This window comes from Paenibacillus sp. R14(2021) (genome assembly GCF_019431355.1).
GTDB lineage: Bacteria > Bacillota > Bacilli > Paenibacillales > Paenibacillaceae > Paenibacillus_Z.
Window position 1 is genome coordinate 327606 of the sequence record NZ_CP080269.1, and the last position, 21962, is coordinate 349567.

Below are 21962 nucleotides of genomic sequence, written 5' to 3' on the forward strand. Positions count from 1 at the left end.
CCAGCGCCGTTACTTTTTTTCAATGACCGACCCTATTGGTGGATGCCGGGAAGCAGGATGCTTGGATCATTCCTTTATGGGCGGGGATCTTCGGAATGATCGTTGCGGCGCTCTGGATGTACTTGTCGTATTTGCACAAGGGCCTTAATCTGGTCGAAATCAATACGCGGGTCTTCGGGAAAACCATCGCCAGGGTCAACGAGCTGATGGCTCCGCTCATGTTTCTCTTGTTTTGGCTGACGTATGCCGCGATCATCAAAGAATGGAACTGGGAACGGTTCATACCGTCCTTTCGAATGGATGTCGTGAAAACGATGAGCAAAACGACCAATGTCCTTGCGTTTCCGTTCATGGATATTTCCATTAGTTTGGCCATGCTTTTCCCGATTCTGAGTACGTCTTCGAAACTAAAGTCGGTGTTCGGCGGCATTGCGGCGACGGCTTTTCTTACGAGCCTGCTGCTATTTATCATGATCGGCGCGCTTGGGGTAACCCGGGCATCTCATTTGACCTTTCCATTATTCACGATTTTTCAAGAGGTGCGCATCTATACCTATATTGAGCATGTTGAAGCCGTTGTTTCTATTGCTTGGCTGTATATCGAGTTCTTAAAGCTTTGCATCGTGTTCTATGGCATCGTGCTGGGAATCAGTACTCTATTCAAGTTATCAAACAAGCCCATGATCGCCATCCCCCTCATCTGGGTGATCTCTGGATTGGCGCTATCCAGCCATAAGAGCTACATCGATTATTGGGAGTGGGACCAGCACTATATGTTTATCTACATGCAGTTCTTCGCCATTCTCATCCCGATTCTGCTGCTCGGGGCAACGAAAATGAAACAACTTCGAAAAGGCGGGTGACCGGCATGGTTGGCGTCATCGTTGTGTACATGCTCACCATAGCGGCACCGTTGGTGCTTAAGCATCAATTAAAAAGTACAAAACAAGAGAAGATCGGTTATGTGCTGCTAACAACAATAGGTCTGTTCATCTGGATCTCCATTCTAGTGAACAAGCCTTTCAGTCTGCCGCATTACATTGCCATGCTAATTGAAGCCTCCAAGCCGTGAAATTGCCGACGAGATAAGGAAAATTTTCCCACTTGCATTTAGGGGCATATGAGACTAAAATTGATTTAGCAAGATGATTCACCGCGCACAACGTCATATTTTGCGCCTCCATGATACCTGCCTGGCAGAGACGGGGGACGGGACTGAAGAAACTGATTTGCCGAAGATCGACGGTGATTTCGGCATCGTCGATCTGCCTATAACTAATAGGGGCATATAAGACTGTTTATGTGATGTTTCGTCGATTAAGTAGGACATACTAAAGCAAAATAATACAACCAAAAAGGATGGGTTAAACAATGACAGAAACGAACACGAACTTCCACGAGCATCGCATCGACCGCGGTCAAGGCAGCATCTACGTCCGTGATTACGCAGGCACGGGTCCGGCCTTCGTGCTCATGCACGGCTATCCCGACAACTTGCATATTTACGACGATTTGGTTCCTCACCTTATAGCAGGCGGTCGAAGAGTCGTTGTATTCGATTTCCTCGGCTTCGGCGCTTCCGACAAGCCGGCAGGCGCAAAATACAGCTTCGAGCAGCAATTGGGCGATCTCCACGCAGTAGTCCAAGGCTTGGGTCTGGATAAAATCATTCCGGTGGGACATGATTCCTCCGGTCCGGCAGCCATCAACTATGCGATCGAGTATCCGCAGCACGTCGATTCCGTCTGCGTACTCAACGCCTTCTATATGGAATCGCCGACGGCGAAATACCCGGAGTTCATCGAGCTGTTCGCGACGACGAGCTTGAAGGCACTCACGACGGCCATATTGCGCAGCCCGGAGCATTTCGCTTGGGTGCTCAACTTCCAACGGAATCAATTCCAATCTCATCTGACGGAGGAGCAAAAGGAATACTATTCGAAGTTCCTGGGACCGATCATCGATGCCAACTTCCGCCAACAGCCGAGCTCCGGTCCGGCGTTCGCGCAAATGACGGCGCAGCACTTCGATGAGCTTGCCAGAAACACGAAACGCATCAACAAGATGTGGCAGCTGAACGTTCCGGTCAAACTGATATGGGGCGAAACCGACCCGTACCTCAACTATGGCATCGCACGGCATCTTGCAACGCTGTTGAAAAAACCTCACTTGCACGTGCTGCCGGCCGGTCATTGGCTGCAAGTCGATATCCCGGACCAAGTCGCTAAAGTGATGTTAGAAAAGGTATAAGTTCATTATATCCTTACCGACCGGAGCGGCAGTAATTGGCGCTCCGGTTAAAGTTGACGAATGAAGCTCAATTGAAAAGGAGGATCTTGCATGAGAAGAATGCTGTTGATTGTACTGTTGATGTCCTGCGGGGCTACGTATATTTCTTCGTTGTTCCCGGTCTATGGGGAGCATTATAAGCTCAGCAGTTTGGAAATTACGATTTTATTCGCCGTGTATGCCGCGGTTCTGCTGCCAACGTTGCTGGTCGTTGGAGCGAGAGGAAGCTACTGGGGATTGAAAAAGGTGGTTCGGTACAGTATTTGGATCTCCATTGCGTCGACGCTGCTCTTTATTTTCAGCACCAACATATGGATGCTCTATGCGTCTAGGATATTGGAAGGCATCGCGTACGGCGCCTTCACAGGCGTTGCAAGTGCTTTTCTGCTCAAACAAACCGCTCACGATAAAGTTGGAACGGCACTTAAATTATCCGGGGTAACGGTCAACATCGGATTTGGCTTGGGACCGGCCATCTCGGGTTTGATCTTGCAATACCTGCATGTGCAGCCGCTTCGTCTGCCGTTTTGGATCCTGCTGGGCATGTTATTGATAGCCTTGATCGTGCTGGAATTGCTTCCGAAGCACGAGGATCCGAACGCGCAGAAGCATAAGATTTCGCTTGGCATTCCGCACAATATGCGCACGCCATTCTGGTCGTTTATCGGTCTTCCGATCTTCACCCTATTTACGTTAGGCGGAATTGTGTTCTCGCTTATTCCATCTTTCGTGAAAAATGTGCTTCATACCAGCAATCTATCGATATCGGGACTGTTGATATTGCTGCTTCTGGGGGGAGGGGCTCTCATGCAGTTTTTCCCATGGCCGCGTCATCCCGTTACGCGGATGCGCATTAGCATTCTCGCGCTTGCCGCCGGCTCATGGCTCATTGTTTTCTCAGGTCAGACAGAGAGCTTGTCTTTGCTTTGGGCAGGTATTTTCATTCAAGGCATTGGCGCAGGCTGGACGTTCCAAGTCGCGCTGCGGTTTGCAGGCCAGCTGCCCAAGCCGGAAGAACGTCCGCGCGTCATTTCGGCGTTTTATATGTGCGCGTACGCCGGGTTTATCGCTCCCCCGGTTGCCGTGGGCGTGCTGACGCTGTTCTTTAGTTTGAATGTGTCGCTGGTCATCATCAATTTGTTTGCCGCACTGATCGTGATCTACGTGTTGATCTATTCCGTTTCGTTTCAACGTTACTATGCGAAGTTGACATCGCAGTAATAAGTCATAACCATACGCGCGCTGAGAATCAAATTTCAGAGTCGCCGTGCGTCGAAGAGCCGCTGGAATCAGCGGCTTTTTGGCGTGCCCGGAACCTGCGCACCTTCATCAGGTTGCCGCAATATTTCTCATGGCAGAACCGTTTGGAGCGGTTTCGGGTTTCATCGTAGTAAGCCGACATGCACTCCGTGTTTTCGCATATGCGAAAGCGGGAGGGGTCGCCCTCCGCGAGGACGTGTCCGAAGGAAGCGGCTACGGCGGCTGCGGTTCCGGACCAGGCGACTTGTGCCGGCATGGAAGCCATATGATAGCCCGAATCCGATTGTTCAATGCGCAGGATCATAGGTCCGTCGAGCAGCGCCCGGTTAATCCCTTCGAGATCGGCAGGGTCCGCGGACTCGCCTGCCGACAGCTTAAGGACGATATGACGCATATGCCCCCGCAATCGCTTCAACGATTCCATTTCTTTCGCTGACGGAGCGCCCGGATGGGGCAGCTTTTGTTCAGCCAGCCATTCGTCCAGCCAGACTGGATTATCTATACGATCCTCGGGATTCGTCATGCTTTTCCCGTAGTAATAGTTGCTTCTAAGAAATGAATCCCATAACATGGCGCCCTATCTCCTTTACTATCGTGTCCGAAAAGATGCCTTTATTGTAACACTCAAAATTGCCAATAGCTAGTATCATGAAATCGCTTGACGGGGAAAAAATCGCATGATACAATGCCTCATGTAACGAGTTAAATAACATTTAGACAGTTACTTATTGGGCGGGAGGGAATGAACCTAATCGGGACATTGCCTTATGGATGGGACAACACTAGGAGGTGTTAAAACATGTACGATGCAATCGCCGCAGGATTGGGGCATGCGGGAAGAAGCGCGGAGCTTCAATTCGCAAGAGGGCATCGGATATCGTATCGTTGACAACCATAGAGGCCGCAAGCCTCGGCTAATATTGGATATTCATGAAAAATAAATCTAAGGAGACCAACAAAAATGAGAAAAGAATTCGTATTTCATCTGTACAACGTAGAGCATGATAATTTTATGAAGCTGCTCGCCAAATGCCCGGAGGATAAACGTACGGCTATCCCTGAAGGATTTAACACCAGCCTGTACTGGCATTTGGGTCATGTAGTGCGGATCACGGAATTCCATGTGTACGGACTGTCGCAGCAAACGATGTCGCTTCCGGAAAAATATAAGGACCTGTTCCACTACGGAACGAGCGCGAAGGGCTGGACGGAAGAGCAGCTGGCGCAGCTGCCGGCGTGGGATACTTTGATTGAACAGTTGAAGGAACAGCGCGAACGGATCTATAACACGTTAAAGGACCGCCTGGAAGAGGCCGTGCCGGAGAACTTCAAGAAAGCCGAGAGCTTCGGCGAATTGATTCTGACGACGGGCGCGCATTTGTCCAATCATAACGGGGTCGTAGCCGCCATGCTGCAAGTACTGCAAAAATAATCAGCTGGACAAGGGAGGCAAACCTCGATGAATTGGAATGAAATCACGACGCTTGAAGAGTGGCATGCAATCATGGATAAATCGTCGGAACGCGGACAAGTGATTTTAAAATACAGCTCGACATGCCCGGTCAGCACAAACGCACTCCTTGAATACGAGGCGTATTTGGAAGCCGAACCGAATCCAGATATCGATTACACGCTTGTCAAAGTCATCGAATCCCGCCCGGTATCGGACAAGATTGCCGCAGATTTGAATGTCAAACACGAATCGCCGCAAATGATTTATATCCAGAACAAGTCCAAATATTGGGCGGCAACGCACTGGTCGGTCACGAAAGCGCACATGACGGCCGTACTTGATTAACACAGCTTACTAATCAGGTACCCCTATGAAAACACAACTATGAATATTCACCATGGAGGGATATGTATTGTCTCGTAAATCAAAATTCGTCAAATTGAGCTCGGTTACGGCGATTGCCGCGTTTACGCTTCTCGTATCTGCTTGCGGAGCAAGCACCGCCGATCAGCGCAATGTATCCGATAACACCCGGAACGCAGCGGTGCAGACGAGCCAAGCATCCAACCCGATTGGGCTTCAAACGGCAGATTACAAGGTAAGCCAAGGGGCGGTCCAAACGGCAAATGCGGGTACGCTTAAACCGTATTCCGATGATGCACTCGTCAAGAAGCTGCCAGGCTTCAAAAACGGCTTCAAAAAAGTAAACGGCGTCACGCTGCACTATGTTGAGGGCGGCAAGGGCGAACCGCTGTTCCTGCTTCCAGGCTGGCCGGAAAACTGGTATGCGTTCCACAAAATCATGCCGGAGCTGGCCAAGAACTATCACGTTTACGTTGTAGATTACCGCGGTATGGGCACTTCCAGCAAGCCGCAGACTGGCTATGATAAGAAAACGATGGCCGCGGATATCCACGCCTTGGTCAAACAGCTTGGCTATAAGCAAGTCAACATGGCTGGCCATGATATCGGAGCTCAAGTTGCTTATGCTTACGCGGCCGGATACCCGGACGCGACGAAAAAGCTGGCCGTGCTGGACGTTCCGCATCCGTTTGAAGGCTTCCTGCATATTCCGCTCTTGGCGCCTCCGGGCACGTACGATTCGAGCGATAAAGAAGGTCGTCCGATTTTCCCGTGGTGGTTCGCACTCAACTCCGTGCCCGGATTACCGGAGCAATTGCTGCAGGGCAAACAGATGAGCACTTATCAAAATTGGCTCTTCGATTATTTAGCTTATGACAAAGCGCCGATGACTAAAGAGGAAAAAGAAGTTTATTATTCAGCGTATGCAACCCCTGAAGCGATTCGCGCCAGCAGCGGGTGGTATAATACGTTCGGCCAAGATATCGAGGATTTGAAAACGTACAAAAAGCTGTCCATGCCTGTACTTGGCATTGGCGGCCATAAGTCTACGACGCATACGCTTGATCTGTTCCTGCATCAATATGCGACTGACGTAAAGATGGTCAAGCTCGATAAAACCGGACATTGGATCGCAGAGCAGAATCCGCAGGAAACCATTAAACTGTTCAAGGCATTTTTCCGCTAATCCCAATGGCCCTTATGTGGCAATGAAATAAACCAATAAACCTATGCTAAAAGCTGCTTCTGCTACCGGAAGCAGCTTTTTCAGCCTTCGTTGTGGTCGGTACGCATGAGTTGATGCAGCTCATGCTTTAACCGGTATAGCCAACTGATCAAACTGCTCAGCCAAGCGCCTTAAGCCGATCTGCAGTTCGTTTCCGTACATTGGATGGCCGTGCCCGGTGATAGCTGACCGCGGATTCAGTTCAGCGATTGTTCTCACCGAAGCCCAAGCGTGCTGCCAGTCGAATGTAAAGTAAGCAGGCGGGCCGTGAATTTCCTCTTCCTGGGTTATCACAGCCCAAGCCGATTCCTGCTTGACCGTTATAAATGCGTCTCCGGCAATGATCATGCGATCGCGATCGCGGTATAAGGAAATATGTCCTTTTGTATGCCCTGGCGTATGGATCCACCGCCATTCCGGAAGCTCGGTAATCGATCCATCGTTCGGCAGTTCCTTCACAAACTGGTGAATATCAATTCCCTTATGCGGATACACCGGGGAAAATGCGGCCATTAGTCCGCCTCCGACGGAAGGATCAGCAGGCGGGTAATCTTCCTGCCCATTCAGATAAGGCATTTCAAGCGGATGTGCGTAAACCGGAACGTCCCAGTGTTCAAGCAGATCTTTCAAAGAGCCAACATGGTCGAAATGTCCATGTGTCAAAATAATGGCGCGAGGCTTATTCGGACCGAATCGTTCGGCGGCTGCAGTTCTGATATTGTCCCCATAGGTCATGATACCTGCATCAATTAATACCCAATCGCTGCTGCCCGGAACACCGACAAACACGACATTTGCAATTGCTGTCCGTAAGTAATCAATATCCTCAGGTAATCGGTTCATGATTTCAAGTGCTCCTTTTTTTCTTTATTAGGCTTGATTGTAAACAGAGCAAGAATGGAACAGAGTAACGCGCAACCGGCGAATAAGTAGAATAACCACGCCTCGCTCTTTAACATGACCGATGCAATCAGGGGACCTAATGCAACCCCAATGAACCGGGCACTGCTATACAAAGAAGTAATCGTCCCGCGCTGCTTCTTCTCGATGCCTTCCGTAATCAGTGCATCAAGGCTTGGGAGGACCAAACCGATTCCGCCGCCGCTAACGAACATGAGCGAGATGAGAAACCACAAACCTTTCGTGTTGGCTAGGCCGCAGGTCACCATGGCAGCAGTTAGTACGATAAGCCCGATCGCGCTGAATACCTTCATACGGAGCTTATTTTCGCCCACGATTTTGCCCGTGATATAAGAGGCTAGACAGATAGCGCTCAGCGGAATTGCCAACAAGAGACCTTTCTTTATGCCGTCGATATGGTAATGATGTTCAAGTACAGAAGAAAGATAGTATAGAAAACCAAACATGATGAACATGCCAAGGCAGCCGATAGCGAAAATCGCATAAAGCCAATGTCCTTTCTCGGCTAATAATGAAACGGTATGATGCACAAATGACCGGAAGCGGTTATCCGTGTTCGAATCCTGTTCAGCAGCGGAATCGCCAGGTTCGGGGGCTTTCACGAAGAAGATCACAGCCAGGATCGAGAAGATCGAAATCAACGGAATAACGGCGAGCGGCAGAAACCATAAAACCAAAGCAAGGGCCGAGCCCAATACGGGACTTATTACTTTGCCAAACGTATTGGAGGTTTCGATCATGCCGAGCCCGCTGCTCACTTCTTCTTTGCTGTCAAACATGTCTCCGACCAAGGGGATTACAATCGGAAAAGCTCCGGCGGCTCCTACGCCTTGGATGAACCGCCCCAGCAAAATAACATAATAACTGCTGTGCATACTCATTAACCATGCAGCCAGTCCCGAGACCAATCCGCCGACCGCAACAACGATTAAGCTAATGACAATAATGCGTTTCCGGCCAAAGCGATCCGATAAATACCCGGCAATCGGAATACATACGATCGACACGGCAGCATACACCGTTATAATTAAGCTCGTCTGCAAGTCGGAAATTTTCAACTCCCGCTGCATCAAAGGAAGAATCGGTATCAGCATGGAATTCGCAAGCGTCATAATTAAGGGTATGGACGACAACGCTGCCAGATCCAATTTCTTTTTCTCTTTCATTATTGGCGCTCCTTCATGCAGCTTCTGCTAAACCGAGTAATTTCAAACGATTTCAAACTTGAATGATAATCGTAAGAATCATGGGCCTTCTCTTCGTATGAGCATACACAAACTTTCCGATTGATTCTTTAAGCGTTTGCTTATAGTCATTCCAATTGGCATTTGATTTTGTACTTTGAAGCTGAGTAATGGTAGAACGCGCTACTCGCTGTACTTCTCCCATAAGACCTTCTGATTCCCGTACATAGACAAAACCGCGAGAAATAATATCAGGGCCATTAACGATTTTGTTATCCGATTTGGCAATGGTCACGACGATGATCAGAATTCCGTCCTCCGATAACACTTTACGGTCTCGCAAGACGATATGACCAACATCTCCGATTCCTAAACCGTCAACGAGTGTATTCCCGTTTGGAATTCTGCGATTCTTGCGAGCCTCGGAAGCCTGAATGTCTACGACATCCCCATTATTGATGATGAAAATATGGCTGGGTTCCACACCTACTGCTTCTGCCAGTTGGCGATGTTGGTGAAGCATGCGATATTCTCCATGTATCGGAATAAAGTATTTTGGCTTCATTAATGTAAGCATGAGTTTTAATTCTTCTTGGCTGGCATGTCCTGACACGTGCATCCCCGTCACAGTGCCTGACCCGTAGATAACCAGTGCTTTTTTTTCGAACAAATTATCCACGATATGCCCTACGTTGCGTTCGTTGCCTGGAATGGGGGATGAGGCAAGAATAACAGTGTCACCAGCATCCACGTGAATTTGTCTATGGGTTCCGTTCGCTAGCCGTGCTAATGCAGCCATGGGTTCCCCTTGGCTTCCTGTGCATAGTATGACCAATTCGTGCGGCGCAAAGTTTTTGCTTTCTGAGGCTTCTACAAGCATCCCGTTCGGCAATCTCAAGTAACCGAGGGACGAGGCAATGTCGACAACGTTGACCATACTTCTGCCAAGCAGAACTAATTTGCGGTTCGTCTTCTCGGCAGCGTCGATAACCTGCTGTACCCGATGTACATTGGATGCAAAGGTGGAGAGGAATATTTTTCCTCTAGCCTTCTTGAAAGCCTCCTCGATATGTTCGCCTACTTGCCGTTCGGAAGGGGTAAACCCGGGTCGTTCCGCATTCGTGCTCTCCGATAATAACGCCAGAACGCCGTTCTTCCCAATTTCGGCCATCTTATGAATATCTGCATATTGTTCATTTACCGGGGTCAAGTCAAATTTAAAATCTCCGGTATGAACAACCGTTCCTAGCGGCGTTTGAAAAGCAATCCCAAGGCAATCGGGAATGCTGTGATTCGTACGAAAGAATTGTACTTGCATCGACCCAAGCGTAAGTTCAGAATTCGAATCGATTTCATGGAGTTCTGTGGTGCCAATTAACCCATGCTCCCTAAGTTTTCCTTTAATCAGACCAAGCGTTAGACGAGTTGCATAAACCGGCATGTTCAGCTGTTTTATAATGTAAGGGACTCCGCCAATATGATCTTCGTGCCCATGGGTAATAACCAAACCCCGAATTTTGTTTTGGTTTTCGATCAAAAAGGTAATGTCCGGAATAATGATATCTATACCAAGCAAGCTTTCATCCGGAAATTTCGATCCGCAGTCCACGACAATGATGTCATCGTTAAATTGAACCAGGTACATATTTTTGCCAACTTCATTCACGCCACCTAGTGCAGCGATTGAGATTTGATCTGCCCTAACGTTCACAAGTTAACCCCCTGATGCAACAAGTTTTAGAACTTGCAAGAACGAGTATAATGTTGCTCGTGATAGTGGGAATTATCCATTACAATTTTGGAACAAAAATGTATAAACCCTCCGAATAGTGGATTCAGATGCAGGAAAATGTAAAGAGAAGGACAACCACCCATTAGGAGGACAATCTTGATATGTATTATTACAAAGAAGAATTAATCAACAAAATCGAAGTGGACCAACCCGATCCTGCAGCAGCGAAAGTATTGCAAGAAACCCTTGGCGGTCAGTTTGGCGAGATGCGAACGATGATGCAATATTTTTTCCAAAGCTCCAATTTTAGAGGGAAAGAGAAACAATTTCGTGATTTACTGCGAGGTGTTTTCCTGGAGGAGATCGCACATGTCGAGCTCGTTCAAAACACGATTAACCAACTGCTGAACGGAGCGGGGGAATCTGCGCCGGGGAACGCAGGTGTGGATGCCGCGCCGCTGGACGAAGCGATTAAGCATGCGAACCCGCATCATTTCATTATGGGGGCGAAAAGCTCACTTCCGGTGGATGCCGGGGGCAATCCATGGAATGGTTCTTGGGTGTACAGTCATGGCAACTTAATCAGCGATATGCTGAACAACGTTGTTCTAGAATCAACGGGTGTGCTGCAGAAAACAAGGATTTATGAAATGAGCGCAAACAAAACGTTCCGAGAAACGCTAGGTTTCCTGATCGTCCGTGACAACGCGCATCAGAATGCTTTCGCCAAAGCGTTGGAGACATTAGGGGTAGATTGGGGCAAATTGTTTCCGGTACCGAATTACGACATCAACAAATATCCGGAATGCCGCAAATACGTAGACATGGGTTTTCATAATGTTCAGTTTAATTTCAGGCTGGATCAGACCCGTATCGGCGAAGTGCTTCATGGCAAGTCACCTAGCCGCAATGGTCAAGAGTTCACTGTAACGCCTCCACCCGTTGGATATATGGTGCCTCAGCTCCCGGATATGCCTAATGAGCACAGCCCAGGCTTAGTCGATATGATGCAATAATATAGCCAAAGTTGGCCATACGCATATTTTATATCCTCAGGGGGAAAACCATATATGCTTGCAATTTACTAGTGAAGGGGTTTGAACAACTTGAAAAAACTGAGAACACTAGCAATACTGTCGCTAAGTTGCTTGTCGATAATGATGAGCGAAGGAATGTTGAGTGCAGCAGGCAACATGACTTCACCTTCAACCCAAAGTAACCAGTCTTATGACAACCGTTCGACGAATAGTTACAATGCGACCTCAACCACTGGAGGAGGAAACTACAGGGCAACGGCAGCTAATGATAATGATAATGACTTCGATTGGGGCTGGCTGGGCCTTTTAGGTTTGATCGGATTAGCTGGTGCGAGGAATCGCTCGCGTAACCAAGACCGTGACCGTGCTTAAATACAAAAAAAAGTCCCTCGGGAGGGACTTTTTTTATGTTAAATTTTCCAGAGTTGCAATGTACTTTAATGATATACGTTTGGACAAAATAAATAAGTCGTTAAGTTGAAAATTGAAGGAGGCTTTTTAAATGGGTATTTTAAGCGGTAAATCAAAAGAAGAACCCATGCATTACGGTGAAATATTTACTGTATGGACGGCATCTTCAATGGCAAAAGGTACTGTGTCTTGTTACCAAACGTACTTGAACCATTCTGGAGACAAAGAGTTACAAAAAGTGCTTGGCGACCTAATTAATCAAGCCGAGCTTGAAATTGCAGAGTTGGATAAAATCCTCGTTGAGAATGGAATAGCGCCAGCGCCAGTAATGCCAGAGAGACCGCCAGTAAAGCTAGAAGATATACCTGTCGGCGCCAGATTCACTGATCCCGAAATGGCTGCAAAAATAGCGGCAGACGTGTCATTAGGGTTAGTTGCATGCAGTCAAGCGATTGGAATGTCCGTCAGAGAAGATATTGGTGCTTTATTCGCTAAGTACCATATGACGTTGACAGCAATTGGACTTAAAATACTGAAAATGAATAAAGAAAAAGGTTGGCTCATTCCTCCTCCTCTGCAGATCAAGAGACCCGAACCCGTGCATGCTTAACTTCCCATTTAAAAAACCGTCGATATGTCGACGGTTTTTTTTTTGTCATGGAAAACATCTGCTCGAACGAATGATGCCAAGCTCGTTCAAAAGGGCTCTTGACGTTGTGTTCTAATGTTGAGTTCTAAGAAAATCATTCGTTTGATTATTTTGCTGCTGCGATATCATATTCGTAGCGAAGGTATTCGACGTATTTACTAATTGATTACAAGCATTCGAAATTTGATGCAGCTGTTGAATCGCCATTTGATGGCCTTGCAATGCGGTTTGAATAATATGGGCGGCTTGTTTTTCCCGTTGGGCAAGTTGTTCCAGCTGCATGGCGTTTTCTTGTTCCTGTCTCATTAGCTGTTCATACTGCATGGATGCTTGCTGCGTCTGATTAGTTAATTGCTGAATCAAACGTTCGCACTGTGCGAGGACCTGGTTCGGCTGCGTAAAGTTAGTGTAATTCGATTGCATACTTTTTTGTGCCTCCTAATTTTGTATTTTTCTAACAAACGTAGTATGTAGACGTACCTTGAAACTTATTCAAATAAAGTTTAACACTGGATGAAATAATGCAAAGGACCTGCCGTCCGGTTAGCAGGTCCTTCTTTATATGCACATTATGGAACTGGGAGGCTAGTTCCAACTGATTAAGTTGCTGCGATTATTCTTAGAACAGCCAGGAACGAGTGATGATTACCAATAATATGAACAGTACAAGTATTCCTCCGGCACCGAAGCCAGCACCATAACCGCCGCCGCAACCAGGGCCATAACCTTGACCTACACCACCAACGTTACTCATTCCGTAACCCATGTGTTCATCTCCTTCAAGTTTAGGTACACCGCAGTATATGTCAATTGGTCTATTTTGCATGGGCTATTCTCATAAAGGGGCATATGTCCATTTGAATATTTATATTCACGTAAGTAAACATTAATATCTGACTCAAAATGGAGGTGACAATAATGAAATTTATTTTAAAGTGGCTGGTCAATGGCGTAATCGTCGTGTCTCTGCTCATGTATTACGCGGATGTCTCCTTTTGGAATGCAGCCATTACTGCCACGGCATTGACGTTAATTGCTTATTTTGTGGGTGATCAGCTTATTTTGCGATCAACCAATAACATGGTGGCGACACTAGCGGATTTCGTGCTGGCTTATCTGATTTTATGGTTTGCAGCGGATCAAATGGACTGGGATTTAAACGGCGGCGAAATTTTGGTTATTGCGGTTATCCTGGGAATTGCAGAATGGTTTATTCATCGATATGTTTTTCAGGAAGAGTTATCTGTTAGGGCAAAGTGATTAGCGAAAAATTTTCTGCAACTTCTTTTAATGACGAATAGCGAATCCACAAATGGGCAAAATTCTCGCAAGAGGTAAAAAGATCTGCATCCGCAACCTCTTAACACCCGTACCATTATTGGCCACCGTGGTACGGGTTTACTTTTGATCTAAATGCGCTCAACTCAAGAACATGGCCGCATAAAATCATTCGAGAATAAGATGGAGAGGCGCTTGTTTAATGTCGAATAAAAAAAGCTACTACGCATTTGAGGATCCTTCGGGCACCACCATTGAATTTCAAGCCACTAGCTTACAACAGGCCATGGTTATTAAGAAGAAGAAGGCCCAAGAACTAGGGATTCCTAAAGAGGCTTTCGAGCTCACGAGCATACGAAAGAAACCAACCCAGATTGCCTAGCTGTCAGTAAACAACCACCCATAAATAGGCTTCTAAGCAGCGGCTGCTTCCCGGTATTCTACCGGGGAGCGGTCGTTTTAGTTTGCAACCTCACCGCCGCAGCGTTTAACTCCTCGGCTTACATTTTGTTTTTCCGTTTCTCTTTAGACAAAAAATCCCCTCGATTAACAACGTCAAGATCATCTTAACAGATGACTCCTTTTTCATTGTCAACCACGAGGGAATTATGTAGTTTCCTCATCCATGGATGAGGAGGTCAAGAACATCAATCGACACCTGTTTATTCTTCTAGTGTTCGATCCAGGAAAAGTCGCGTTACCGAAGTATAGTCGCCTTTTTCAATTTCTTCTTCCGTAGCCTTCTTCTCAAGCGGGTCGTGAGTGTTCATTCCGGGTGCGATTGTAGGTTCTTCCTTTTCACATTCTTTCAATGATATCATCTCCTTAAATTGATGAGGATTTAGGTGTCCGAAGTCACGCTCTTAACGATTAATAATTGAGCAAATGTAGCATTTATGTTTCATTCCCTTGATTTGCTGAATGTTTTCACAATAAACGCACTTCATTTGGAAGTCACCCCCACGGTCATTTTCCAGATGGCAGAATAATCATAATACACGTTGACCAGAATGAACGCGCAAGAAGCAACGCTTGTCCGGGATTAGGGCTTAGTGGAAATCGACATCGATTCGTTTTTTTGTGTTCGGCTGAGCTTTAGGCATATGAATGACTAAAACGCCGTTTTTATAAGTTGCCCTAACGTCTTCTGGATTCACAACGGCTGGAAGTCCAATTGAACGATGGAATCGACCCATGTAGCGTTCTTGCCGGTGTATATTCTCTTCCATAATCTCATGCCTTCTGTTAATGCTGCCGCTTATCAAGAGCATGTTATTTTCAATTTCAATACTTACATCTTCCTTCTTTTCAAGGCCGGGGATATCACATAACGCAATAACCTCATCATTCGTTTCATGTACATCTACGCTCGGATTACCAATGCTATGACCAAACCCGGTACTAAGGTGAGAATGGTCATTTGTAAAGAAGCGGTCAAATTCGCGCTTCATGTTATCCAAGTGACGAAACCGATCATAGGGCATCAAATGCATCTTAATTTCCTCCCATATCGTAGTTACCACAAACGATATATTTCCACTGGCATCAAATCTTATTCAATATCGAGAGGAGCAGGTTGTAAGGGCGGATCTCTTACAGCGGGGAACCGCTCTTATTCTTTTAAACGGTTTTGAATTCACCTGCTGACAGGTCAATCATTCCTGGAAATAGTACATAATCTTCCTCCAATTAAACCAAGATAAAGCCAACAAAATCCAAGGATGGGTGCATAAATGGCTTCTACTGAAACGAAAGCGGTAAACGGGGGAAATCAAGAAGAGAAGAACGAACCGCCTAAGCTGAAATGGTGGCAGCTTTCGCTGCTTGGCGTCGGCTGCACGATCGGTACTGGATTTTTTCTGGGCTCCGCCATATCGATTAAGGCTGGGGGACCGGCGGCATTGCTTTCTTATGCCATCGCTGCGCTCGTCACGCTGGTCGTCTTCGACGTCCTGGCGAAAATGACAGCCGAAGAGCCGCTCGAAGGCTCCTTCAGGGCATATGCCAAGAAGGCCTTCGGGCGGTGGGCTGGATTCAGCAGCGGCTGGGTCTATTGGTCGTCCGAGTTGTTGATTATGGGCAGCCAGCTGACAGCATTATCGCTCTTTACACGCCACTGGTTGGCCGGTGTCCCGATGTGGATCTTCGCCGCCTGTTACGGGGCGCTCGGCCTGTGCGTGGTCGTGATTGGGACGAAAGCGTTCGAACGGGTGGAAAATGTATTCGCCGTCGTAAAGATCGCTGCCATTCTCATGTTTATCGTCATCGCCTTACTTGTCGTGCTGAACGTCATCTACGTCCACGGCGAGCGCCATACCTTCACTGACTCCGTAACGCCGTTTGCCCCCTTTGGCTTCATAGGATGGTGGTCGTCGCTACTGCTGGCGATATACGCATTCGGCGGCATTGAAGTCATGGGACTCATGGCGATGCGGCTTCAGAAGCCGGAAGAGGCGCCGAAAGCCGGACGCGTGATGCTGCTTCTGCTTGCGGTGATCTATATCGCTTCCCTGCTGCTCGCCATTCTGCTTGTACCTTGGCAGACGTTTCATTCCAAACAAAGCCCGTTCATGCTGGCGCTCGCTCTATTCCGGCTGCCATGGGCGCTTACCGTGTTCAACGCCGTTCTCATCGTCGCGGGATTCTCGACAATGGTCGCCTCCTTGTTTGCGGTAACTAAAATTCTCGTCACGCTCGCCAAAGATAAAGATGCTCCGACCTTTTTCACCCGGAGCTGGAAAGGAAAGCCGATTGCCGCGATTAGCCTTACAACGGGCGGGCTCGTACTGTCGACCGTGTTCGCGCTGCTGATGCCGGGCCGAATCTATGAATATTTCACGATTGCCGCCGGATTGATGCTGCTTTACAATTGGCTGTTTATTCTTGCGAGCTCGTTCAAGCTGTTGAAGCTTACTGTTTGGGGCCGCGTCAAGAGCATGGCTGGCATGGCCGTGCTGCTGGCGGCAGTGGCAGGCTGCGTCGTCCATCATATGAGTCGTCCCGGTTTCTACATCAGCCTTGCCTTCGCGGCTGTGATCGGCGTGCTTACCCTCGTCATGAGGAAACGTTGGAAAGGCGGGGCGCCAAGCGGTCCGCAGCAAGGCAGGACCGAGCGTTTCTCACCCAAACAGCATTCGGAACGCCTCAAATCCAAAATACGCGCCAAATCCGATTAACGACAGTCCGGAAATGATCGAAATGAACTGGATCAACGGGCCGTTCAACCATTTTCGGAAGAATCCGGCCAAACCCGCCATCGAGATGTCCCAAAAGGCTATTCCCGCGATGATAGCCAGACTGGCCGCCGCTAGCTCGCGAGTATCGTACCGGACCGTCATCTCGATGAGAACGGAGCCGTAAATGCCGAGCCAGAACAAGATAGACAGCGGATTGGACACCGACAAGAGGAAGCCCGACAGTAGTGTCTTCCCGTAGGCGGAATTTCCAGAATCCGACCGGGCAAGCGGCACTTTCCGCGCGCCGTTCACGCTTTCGATTCCGGTGTAGATGAGCACGAAAGCGCCGAACAGCCATAGAAACGTCTGAATAAACGGGATCGAGATAAAGTGAACCAGCCCAAAAAAGACGAGTACCATAAAAAAAATATCCGCCATCATTGCACCAATGCCGATTAGCCAGGCATGCAGAAATCCATGCTTCATGCCCTTGTCCAACTGCGCTGCGTTGATCGGGCCGATCGGAGCAGATAGAGAAAGGCCGAGCAAAAAATAACCGAAAAGAACGGACACTTCGCTTGAGCCTCCCTTCGTTAATGACTAAACAGGCGGAACTTGTACCTGCCTGTACAAGTTATTCCTTCACGGCCGAGTTTATGTCGGAGAACACACGTGCGTCATTTAGATTTTTGAGCACTAGGTAAAGGGGAATCACCGTAAAAATGGAAAACAAAAAACGCCCCTTGGAATGCCCTGGGGCGTAATGATGTTTGAATAACGCGAGCGGCAGAAACCAAAAAACCAGTGCAAGAAGCCATGTCTATGCACGCAAATTTAATAATCCAGCAATTTCAAGCATACCCTTACTACAGTAAAATCATCTCTATTCTGCAGGAGGGATCAAGCTTGATGCAAGCCGCATTATTTGAACATCGTTTTTGGCTGCAGATATTGGGGGATCATGGAAGGTTTATCGTTAACTCATTGTCTCCGATTGAAAACCAGGATATCCAACATGCATCCTATTTTATTCAAGCATTCGATAATCTTCTTGAGCAAGCGCGAAGGGGAGGTTCGGAAACAGAGGTTAGTACGATCAATAACAAAGCCCTTGCGCTTACGATCGAGTTCAGAGCGTTCAAATTGGATTTACTGCGCAGAATGCTTCTTGGAACAGTAATCATCAGTTTAACGCCTTCGTTTATCAATCATATGCTTAACGAATTGGAAGAATATCTGCGTATTTTAAATGATTTGGTCGCTGGTAAACCGGTGCCGGTATTCGATGCGCTGCATTATGATTTTTTGTGGCTGCCTGATGCAGCGGGTCATGCGGCTGCGATTGCAAGCGATTTGGATGCAGTCGAGAAAGCTTTAATCAAGCGGAGCCAAAAATTCGAGAAACACTTTAATCAACTTTATCTTAAAAGCATTGAAATGGCCGGCTTCATGCGAACAAATTTAAAGGAGTTTCCTGCTTTCGGGAGGCTCCATAAGGAAGTCGGCATTGAAATGAAATGCTTTATGGGATTCTTAAATGAATTGGAGGAATTGGAAATAACCGCTGAGGTATTAGACCGGATCAGTCCGTTAATGCCTGACCACATGTTTAGAGAAGAATGCTATTACTTAGGAAAACTCGCAAACCTTGGACTAGTTTCGAATCCAAACTGTCAGGCGGATAAACCAAGAATACAAGGGTGATTCCTTTCAATTCCTATCGAACAAATGATGCAAAGAGCCCCGCAGAAAGGGGCTCTTTGTGTTGTGTTCTTACTATTGCGTTCTAAGAACGTCATTCGATTGATTATATTGAGGCGATACCATAGACGTGGCAAAGGTGTTCGACGTATTTACCAATTGATTGCAAGCATTCGAAATTTGATGCAGCTGTTGAATCGCCGTTTGATGGCCTTGTAATGCGGTTTGAATGATATGGGCGGCTTGTTTTTCGCGTTGGGCAAGTTGTTCCAGCTGCATGGCGTTTTCTTGTTCTTGTCTCATTAGTTGTTCATATTGCATGGATGCTTGCTGTGTCTGATGGGTTAATTGCTGAATTAATTGTTCACACTGTGCGAGGAGCTGATTCGGCTGCGTAAAGTTATTGTAATTCGATTGCACGTTTTGTGCCTCCTAATTTTGTATTTCTAACAGACGTAGTATGTAAGCGTACCTTGAAACTTATTCAGAATAGTTCCATTATGTTCAGGGAAAACCAAGATATATCAATATCGGTCTTAACGTCGTAACTGATAATTGATACGCAAAGGAAAAGAAGGGAGAACGACCAATGAATCAATCAGCAGATGCAATGACTGCAAAGGAATTGGAGTACATTGCAGATTCCATGTCCAATGAAGACTTGCTGCTAAAACAATGTACGGTAGCCGCCGCAACCGTTCAAAATCCGGAAATCAAACAAACCGTGAACCAGTTTAAGGATAAACACAACCAGCATTATCAGACGCTGTTATCAATGATGGAACAACACCGAACAATGGCTCCAACGCAGCCTCAACAATAAGAGGAGGATTAACCGAGTGAATAATCAAATCAATCTACCTGAAGAAGACATTTCCAATACCATTTTGGCGGATTTAAAACGCGTTACTAGGGAATATGCGACGGCTGCAACGGAATCTGTCTGTCCTCAAATCAGGAAAATGTTCACGGACCTGCTAAATGAGACGCTAACGATGCAGGGTGAGCTTTACACGGTTTTGAAGCAGGCAAACTTGTATAATGCCTCGTCGCCGGTCCTGCAACAAGAGATCGATAAGCAAATTGCTCAGTATAAGCAAACACAACAAAAAACGTCTCAGTTTGCTGAACAAAGCGTCCTTCAATTTCAATGAGATAATCGAGGTGAAGAGTGATGGAATCCACTAGTGACTTCGTAAAAAAGTTTGAGGCTACTCAAGAGAAGCAGCGGAAGAATGCGGGGAGGGGTAAAGGCAAGCCGTCACAGAAATTAGCTAACGTGCAGCATACGAACAACCCTTAATCGATGTGTGTCTTTAAAAGCAAATAGTAATCCTTTGTCTCGCTGAAAGCCGCGTAAAATGCGGCTTTTTTGCATGTATAACATATGAAGATACTCTGATCCGCGTGCACGTAAAGACACTGAACTGGACGCGGAACGGCATACTTAAAAGGCTGAGAAGACCATCCGCACAGGACGGTCTTTATTTTTTTAAAAACAGGCACATTTGAATTGGGGTTGAAATAGTCTACAGAAGCTTATTGGAGGTGTTAAGGTGGGCAAAAAATTAATTTTCGACTATATTGTTGTCGGAACGGGACCGGCTGGAGCGGTGATTGCCAAAACGTTATCAGATGATAAAAAGACGTCGGTTCTTCTTATAGAAGCAGGCGAGAATAACGATAAGGATAAGCCGATCAGAGACTCCACTTTTGCACTGGAATTGGAAGAGCACTTTTTCCCTCAATATTTTTGGCAAGGAGAGGGAGTCCCTCAAGAAGAGGTTGATGACCGTTCATTCGAATGGACAACAGGGCGGCTTTTGGGCGGAGGTTCATCCATTAACGGGGAACAATATGTGCGACCTACATCGGCTGTGTTTAGAGAGTGGGAAAAGTTGCTCGGACCATTATGGTCGCCTAGACGCGCAATACTTCGCTTCAAAAAATTAGAGAAGTATAACGGTCAATCAGATAATCCGCAGTTTCGTGGGTTTAGAGGGCGAATCAACATCCGGCAGGCACCGAGGAACCCGACTACGATGGCCGAAAAATTAACCGAAGCCATTGAACGAGCCACCGGGTATCAGGAAATTGTCGATTATAATGATCCTCGAACGCCACTAGGACCGTTTACACGTTGGCAGCTCTATCAAAATCCGGATGGAACGAGAGAAAGCTCGTCGAGCGCGTTCTTATCATCGGATATAATTCTCCCAAACGGGAGCGGCGCGAGAGGGCGGAAGCTGCGGGTATTCGTCAAGACAACTGCGCTCCGCGTTCTCTTCTCCAATAAACGTGCGAACGGAGTCGAGCTTCTCAAGGAAGGAAAGCATCTAAGCGCTTACGCCAGGAAGAAGGTCATCATTTCGGCCGGAATCAATAGCGCACAGCTATTAATGCTATCCGGCATCGGACCCGCTAATCTTCTTCGGCAAGCAGGCATACCTGTCGTATTCGATAATCCTAATGTAGGAAAGAAGTTAAGAAACCATACACTTAACTTTGCATCTTTCACAACGAATCCCGTTGATCAAGCATTGCCCCTGGGTGATCCGAATGCCTTATATACAGGGGGAGCTTTCCTGCCGGACCCTTCCGGAAAAGATCCCGACAGAAGAGCCGTTCAACTTATCGGTATCGCTGCTGAAGGAACGCTGAATATTGCGATCTTATGGTTACGCCCAAGAAGCCGTGGAAGTATTAAGATCCAGAACAATGACCCGTTGACAATAAGCTTAGCGGATGAAGCTTTTCTGGTTAATCCGGACGATTTAGAATCGGTTAAGAATATTTATAAAATGTACATTAAGGATATCGCGGCGAAGCTGGAAGAAATCGATCCTTCCTATCAATTGGTTTCGCCGACGCTGGATGTGATTGATGATGATTCCCAGTTGGAGGCATTCATTAAGCAAAATTTCGACCATAACCACCATCAACAAGGATCACTGCGTATGGCCCCTTTAACCAGAGGAGGAGTTGTTGATCGACGAGGCCAGGTTCATGGGGTAAAGGATTTAATTGTTGCAGATGCTTCCATTATTCCGTTTACTGTCGACGGGAACACCTCGTCAGCGGCATTTCTTATCGGCTATACGATTGCTCGGCAGCTTAAGAAAAAGCCGAACATAAATCAAAAACGCAGGACAAATGAACTGCATGAAATTGACGGGGAATAATCGCGTCCACTCGGACGCGTTTTTTTTTTGAAACTAGTAATCTGCCCAATTCAATTTCCTCTCTTGATCATAGATTATCCAGAACGCGATTAAAGGAGGAG

General features: G+C 47.1%; 28 protein-coding genes. 18 read left to right on the plus strand and 10 right to left on the minus strand.

Annotation, left to right across the window (positions count from 1 at the left end; all coding sequences use genetic code 11):
- Nucleotides 1-95: 95 nt before the first annotated feature.
- The 4 genes from KXU80_RS01720 (at nt 96) to KXU80_RS01735 (ending at nt 3510) form a co-directional block, all read left to right on the plus strand.
- Nucleotides 96-863: a GerAB/ArcD/ProY family transporter gene (locus KXU80_RS01720; RefSeq protein ID WP_219836591.1), complete on the plus strand. Its 768-nt coding sequence runs from the start codon at nt 96-98 to the stop codon at nt 861-863.
- Nucleotides 864-868: 5 nt separating this feature from the next.
- On the plus strand, nt 869-1072 hold the full coding sequence (locus tag KXU80_RS01725) for a hypothetical protein (RefSeq protein ID WP_219836592.1): 204 nt from the start codon (nt 869-871) through the stop codon (nt 1070-1072).
- Between the two features lie 299 nt (nt 1073-1371).
- Nucleotides 1372-2250 (plus strand): alpha/beta fold hydrolase, encoded by an 879-nt coding sequence (locus KXU80_RS01730; protein WP_219836593.1) that lies wholly within the window; start codon nt 1372-1374, stop codon nt 2248-2250.
- Between the two features lie 90 nt (nt 2251-2340).
- A complete protein-coding gene (locus tag KXU80_RS01735; RefSeq protein ID WP_219836594.1) occupies nt 2341-3510 on the plus strand; it encodes an MFS transporter in 1170 nt (389 codons plus the stop codon).
- A 28-nt stretch (nt 3511-3538) separates the two neighbouring features.
- On the opposite strand, the gene KXU80_RS27750 is transcribed toward KXU80_RS01735, so the two are convergent.
- Nucleotides 3539-4120, minus strand: a complete 582-nt coding sequence (locus KXU80_RS27750; protein WP_258171202.1) for a CGNR zinc finger domain-containing protein — start codon at nt 4118-4120, stop codon at nt 3539-3541.
- Between the two features lie 390 nt (nt 4121-4510).
- Between KXU80_RS27750 and KXU80_RS01745 the strand changes: the two genes are divergently transcribed.
- From KXU80_RS01745 to KXU80_RS01755, 3 genes are all read left to right on the plus strand, one after another.
- Nucleotides 4511-4981, plus strand: a complete 471-nt coding sequence (locus KXU80_RS01745) for a DinB family protein (RefSeq protein WP_219836595.1) — start codon at nt 4511-4513, stop codon at nt 4979-4981.
- 27 nt (nt 4982-5008) lie between these two features.
- Nucleotides 5009-5347, plus strand: a complete 339-nt coding sequence (gene ytxJ, locus KXU80_RS01750; protein WP_219836596.1) for a bacillithiol system redox-active protein YtxJ — start codon at nt 5009-5011, stop codon at nt 5345-5347.
- 67 nt (nt 5348-5414) lie between these two features.
- Nucleotides 5415-6551 carry an alpha/beta fold hydrolase gene (locus KXU80_RS01755; RefSeq protein ID WP_219836597.1) on the plus strand — a complete coding sequence of 379 codons (1137 nt, stop codon included), beginning with the start codon at nt 5415-5417 and terminating at the stop codon, nt 6549-6551.
- Nucleotides 6552-6671: 120 nt separating this feature from the next.
- Here the strand turns inward: KXU80_RS01755 and KXU80_RS01760 are convergent, their stop codons facing one another.
- Genes KXU80_RS01760 through KXU80_RS01770 form a run of 3 tightly spaced genes read right to left on the minus strand, consistent with a single transcriptional unit; the run spans nt 6672 to nt 10406 of the window.
- Nucleotides 6672-7433: an MBL fold metallo-hydrolase gene (locus KXU80_RS01760; RefSeq protein ID WP_219836598.1), complete on the minus strand. Its 762-nt coding sequence runs from the start codon at nt 7431-7433 to the stop codon at nt 6672-6674.
- Complete coding sequence (locus KXU80_RS01765; RefSeq protein WP_219836599.1) at nt 7430-8677, minus strand: MFS transporter; 1248 nt, start codon at nt 8675-8677, stop codon at nt 7430-7432. The genes KXU80_RS01760 and KXU80_RS01765 overlap by 4 nt, the downstream gene beginning before the upstream one ends.
- 52 nt (nt 8678-8729) lie before the next feature.
- The gene (locus KXU80_RS01770) at nt 8730-10406 is read right to left on the minus strand and encodes a ribonuclease J (protein WP_219836600.1); all 1677 of its coding nucleotides are present in this window, start codon (nt 10404-10406) and stop codon (nt 8730-8732) included.
- A 182-nt stretch (nt 10407-10588) separates the two neighbouring features.
- On the opposite strand from KXU80_RS01770, the gene KXU80_RS01775 reads away from it, so the two are divergent.
- From KXU80_RS01775 to KXU80_RS01785, 3 genes are all read left to right on the plus strand, one after another.
- Entirely contained in the window at nt 10589-11443 is an 855-nt protein-coding gene (locus KXU80_RS01775; protein WP_219836601.1) for a manganese catalase family protein, read from the plus strand.
- A gap of 90 nt (nt 11444-11533) precedes the next feature.
- Nucleotides 11534-11836 carry a WGxxGxxG family protein gene (locus KXU80_RS01780; RefSeq protein ID WP_258171203.1) on the plus strand — a complete coding sequence of 101 codons (303 nt, stop codon included), beginning with the start codon at nt 11534-11536 and terminating at the stop codon, nt 11834-11836.
- Nucleotides 11837-11966: 130 nt separating this feature from the next.
- The gene (locus tag KXU80_RS01785; RefSeq protein WP_219836602.1) at nt 11967-12485 is read left to right on the plus strand and encodes a DUF3231 family protein; all 519 of its coding nucleotides are present in this window, start codon (nt 11967-11969) and stop codon (nt 12483-12485) included.
- A gap of 111 nt (nt 12486-12596) precedes the next feature.
- Here KXU80_RS01785 and KXU80_RS01790 read toward each other — a convergent pair whose 3' ends face one another.
- Together KXU80_RS01790 and KXU80_RS01795 are read right to left on the minus strand one after the other, a co-directional pair.
- Complete coding sequence (locus tag KXU80_RS01790; protein WP_219836603.1) at nt 12597-12947, minus strand: AMP-dependent synthetase and ligase; 351 nt, start codon at nt 12945-12947, stop codon at nt 12597-12599.
- A 196-nt stretch (nt 12948-13143) separates the two neighbouring features.
- Nucleotides 13144-13290 (minus strand): YjcZ family sporulation protein, encoded by a 147-nt coding sequence (locus KXU80_RS01795; protein WP_219836604.1) that lies wholly within the window; start codon nt 13288-13290, stop codon nt 13144-13146.
- Nucleotides 13291-13442: 152 nt separating this feature from the next.
- Here KXU80_RS01795 and KXU80_RS01800 point away from each other — a divergent pair, with 152 nt between their 5' ends.
- Nucleotides 13443-13784 carry a DUF2512 family protein gene (locus tag KXU80_RS01800; RefSeq protein ID WP_219836605.1) on the plus strand — a complete coding sequence of 114 codons (342 nt, stop codon included), beginning with the start codon at nt 13443-13445 and terminating at the stop codon, nt 13782-13784.
- A 220-nt stretch (nt 13785-14004) separates the two neighbouring features.
- Nucleotides 14005-14184, plus strand: coding sequence for a hypothetical protein (locus KXU80_RS01805; RefSeq protein ID WP_219836606.1), 180 nt, complete (start codon nt 14005-14007; stop codon nt 14182-14184).
- A gap of 280 nt (nt 14185-14464) precedes the next feature.
- Here the strand turns inward: KXU80_RS01805 and KXU80_RS01810 are convergent, their stop codons facing one another.
- Both KXU80_RS01810 and KXU80_RS01815 read right to left on the minus strand, forming a co-directional pair.
- Nucleotides 14465-14614: a hypothetical protein gene (locus tag KXU80_RS01810; protein ID WP_219839286.1), complete on the minus strand. Its 150-nt coding sequence runs from the start codon at nt 14612-14614 to the stop codon at nt 14465-14467.
- 237 nt (nt 14615-14851) lie between these two features.
- Nucleotides 14852-15295, minus strand: a complete 444-nt coding sequence (locus KXU80_RS01815; RefSeq protein WP_219836607.1) for an Hsp20/alpha crystallin family protein — start codon at nt 15293-15295, stop codon at nt 14852-14854.
- Between the two features lie 240 nt (nt 15296-15535).
- Here KXU80_RS01815 and KXU80_RS01820 point away from each other — a divergent pair, with 240 nt between their 5' ends.
- A complete protein-coding gene (locus KXU80_RS01820; protein ID WP_219836608.1) occupies nt 15536-16978 on the plus strand; it encodes an amino acid permease in 1443 nt (480 codons plus the stop codon).
- On the opposite strand, the gene KXU80_RS01825 is transcribed toward KXU80_RS01820, so the two are convergent.
- Complete coding sequence (locus KXU80_RS01825; protein WP_219836609.1) at nt 16922-17551, minus strand: LysE family transporter; 630 nt, start codon at nt 17549-17551, stop codon at nt 16922-16924. The two genes, KXU80_RS01820 and KXU80_RS01825, sit on opposite strands and share 57 nt — an antisense overlap.
- A gap of 336 nt (nt 17552-17887) precedes the next feature.
- Between KXU80_RS01825 and KXU80_RS01830 the strand changes: the two genes are divergently transcribed.
- Nucleotides 17888-18682, plus strand: coding sequence for a DUF2935 domain-containing protein (locus KXU80_RS01830; protein ID WP_219838817.1), 795 nt, complete (start codon nt 17888-17890; stop codon nt 18680-18682).
- A 72-nt stretch (nt 18683-18754) separates the two neighbouring features.
- Here the strand turns inward: KXU80_RS01830 and KXU80_RS01835 are convergent, their stop codons facing one another.
- On the minus strand, nt 18755-19099 hold the full coding sequence (locus KXU80_RS01835; RefSeq protein ID WP_219836610.1) for an AMP-dependent synthetase and ligase: 345 nt from the start codon (nt 19097-19099) through the stop codon (nt 18755-18757).
- Nucleotides 19100-19268: 169 nt separating this feature from the next.
- Here KXU80_RS01835 and KXU80_RS01840 point away from each other — a divergent pair, with 169 nt between their 5' ends.
- The 4 genes from KXU80_RS01840 (at nt 19269) to KXU80_RS01855 (ending at nt 21861) form a co-directional block, all read left to right on the plus strand.
- Nucleotides 19269-19502, plus strand: a complete 234-nt coding sequence (locus tag KXU80_RS01840) for a hypothetical protein (RefSeq protein ID WP_219836611.1) — start codon at nt 19269-19271, stop codon at nt 19500-19502.
- A 16-nt stretch (nt 19503-19518) separates the two neighbouring features.
- Nucleotides 19519-19833 (plus strand): spore coat protein, encoded by a 315-nt coding sequence (locus KXU80_RS01845; RefSeq protein ID WP_219836612.1) that lies wholly within the window; start codon nt 19519-19521, stop codon nt 19831-19833.
- A gap of 20 nt (nt 19834-19853) precedes the next feature.
- Nucleotides 19854-19982: a DUF4023 family protein gene (locus KXU80_RS01850; protein ID WP_219836613.1), complete on the plus strand. Its 129-nt coding sequence runs from the start codon at nt 19854-19856 to the stop codon at nt 19980-19982.
- 253 nt (nt 19983-20235) lie between these two features.
- On the plus strand, nt 20236-21861 hold the full coding sequence (locus tag KXU80_RS01855) for a GMC family oxidoreductase (RefSeq protein WP_219836614.1): 1626 nt from the start codon (nt 20236-20238) through the stop codon (nt 21859-21861).
- Nucleotides 21862-21962 lie beyond the last annotated feature (101 nt).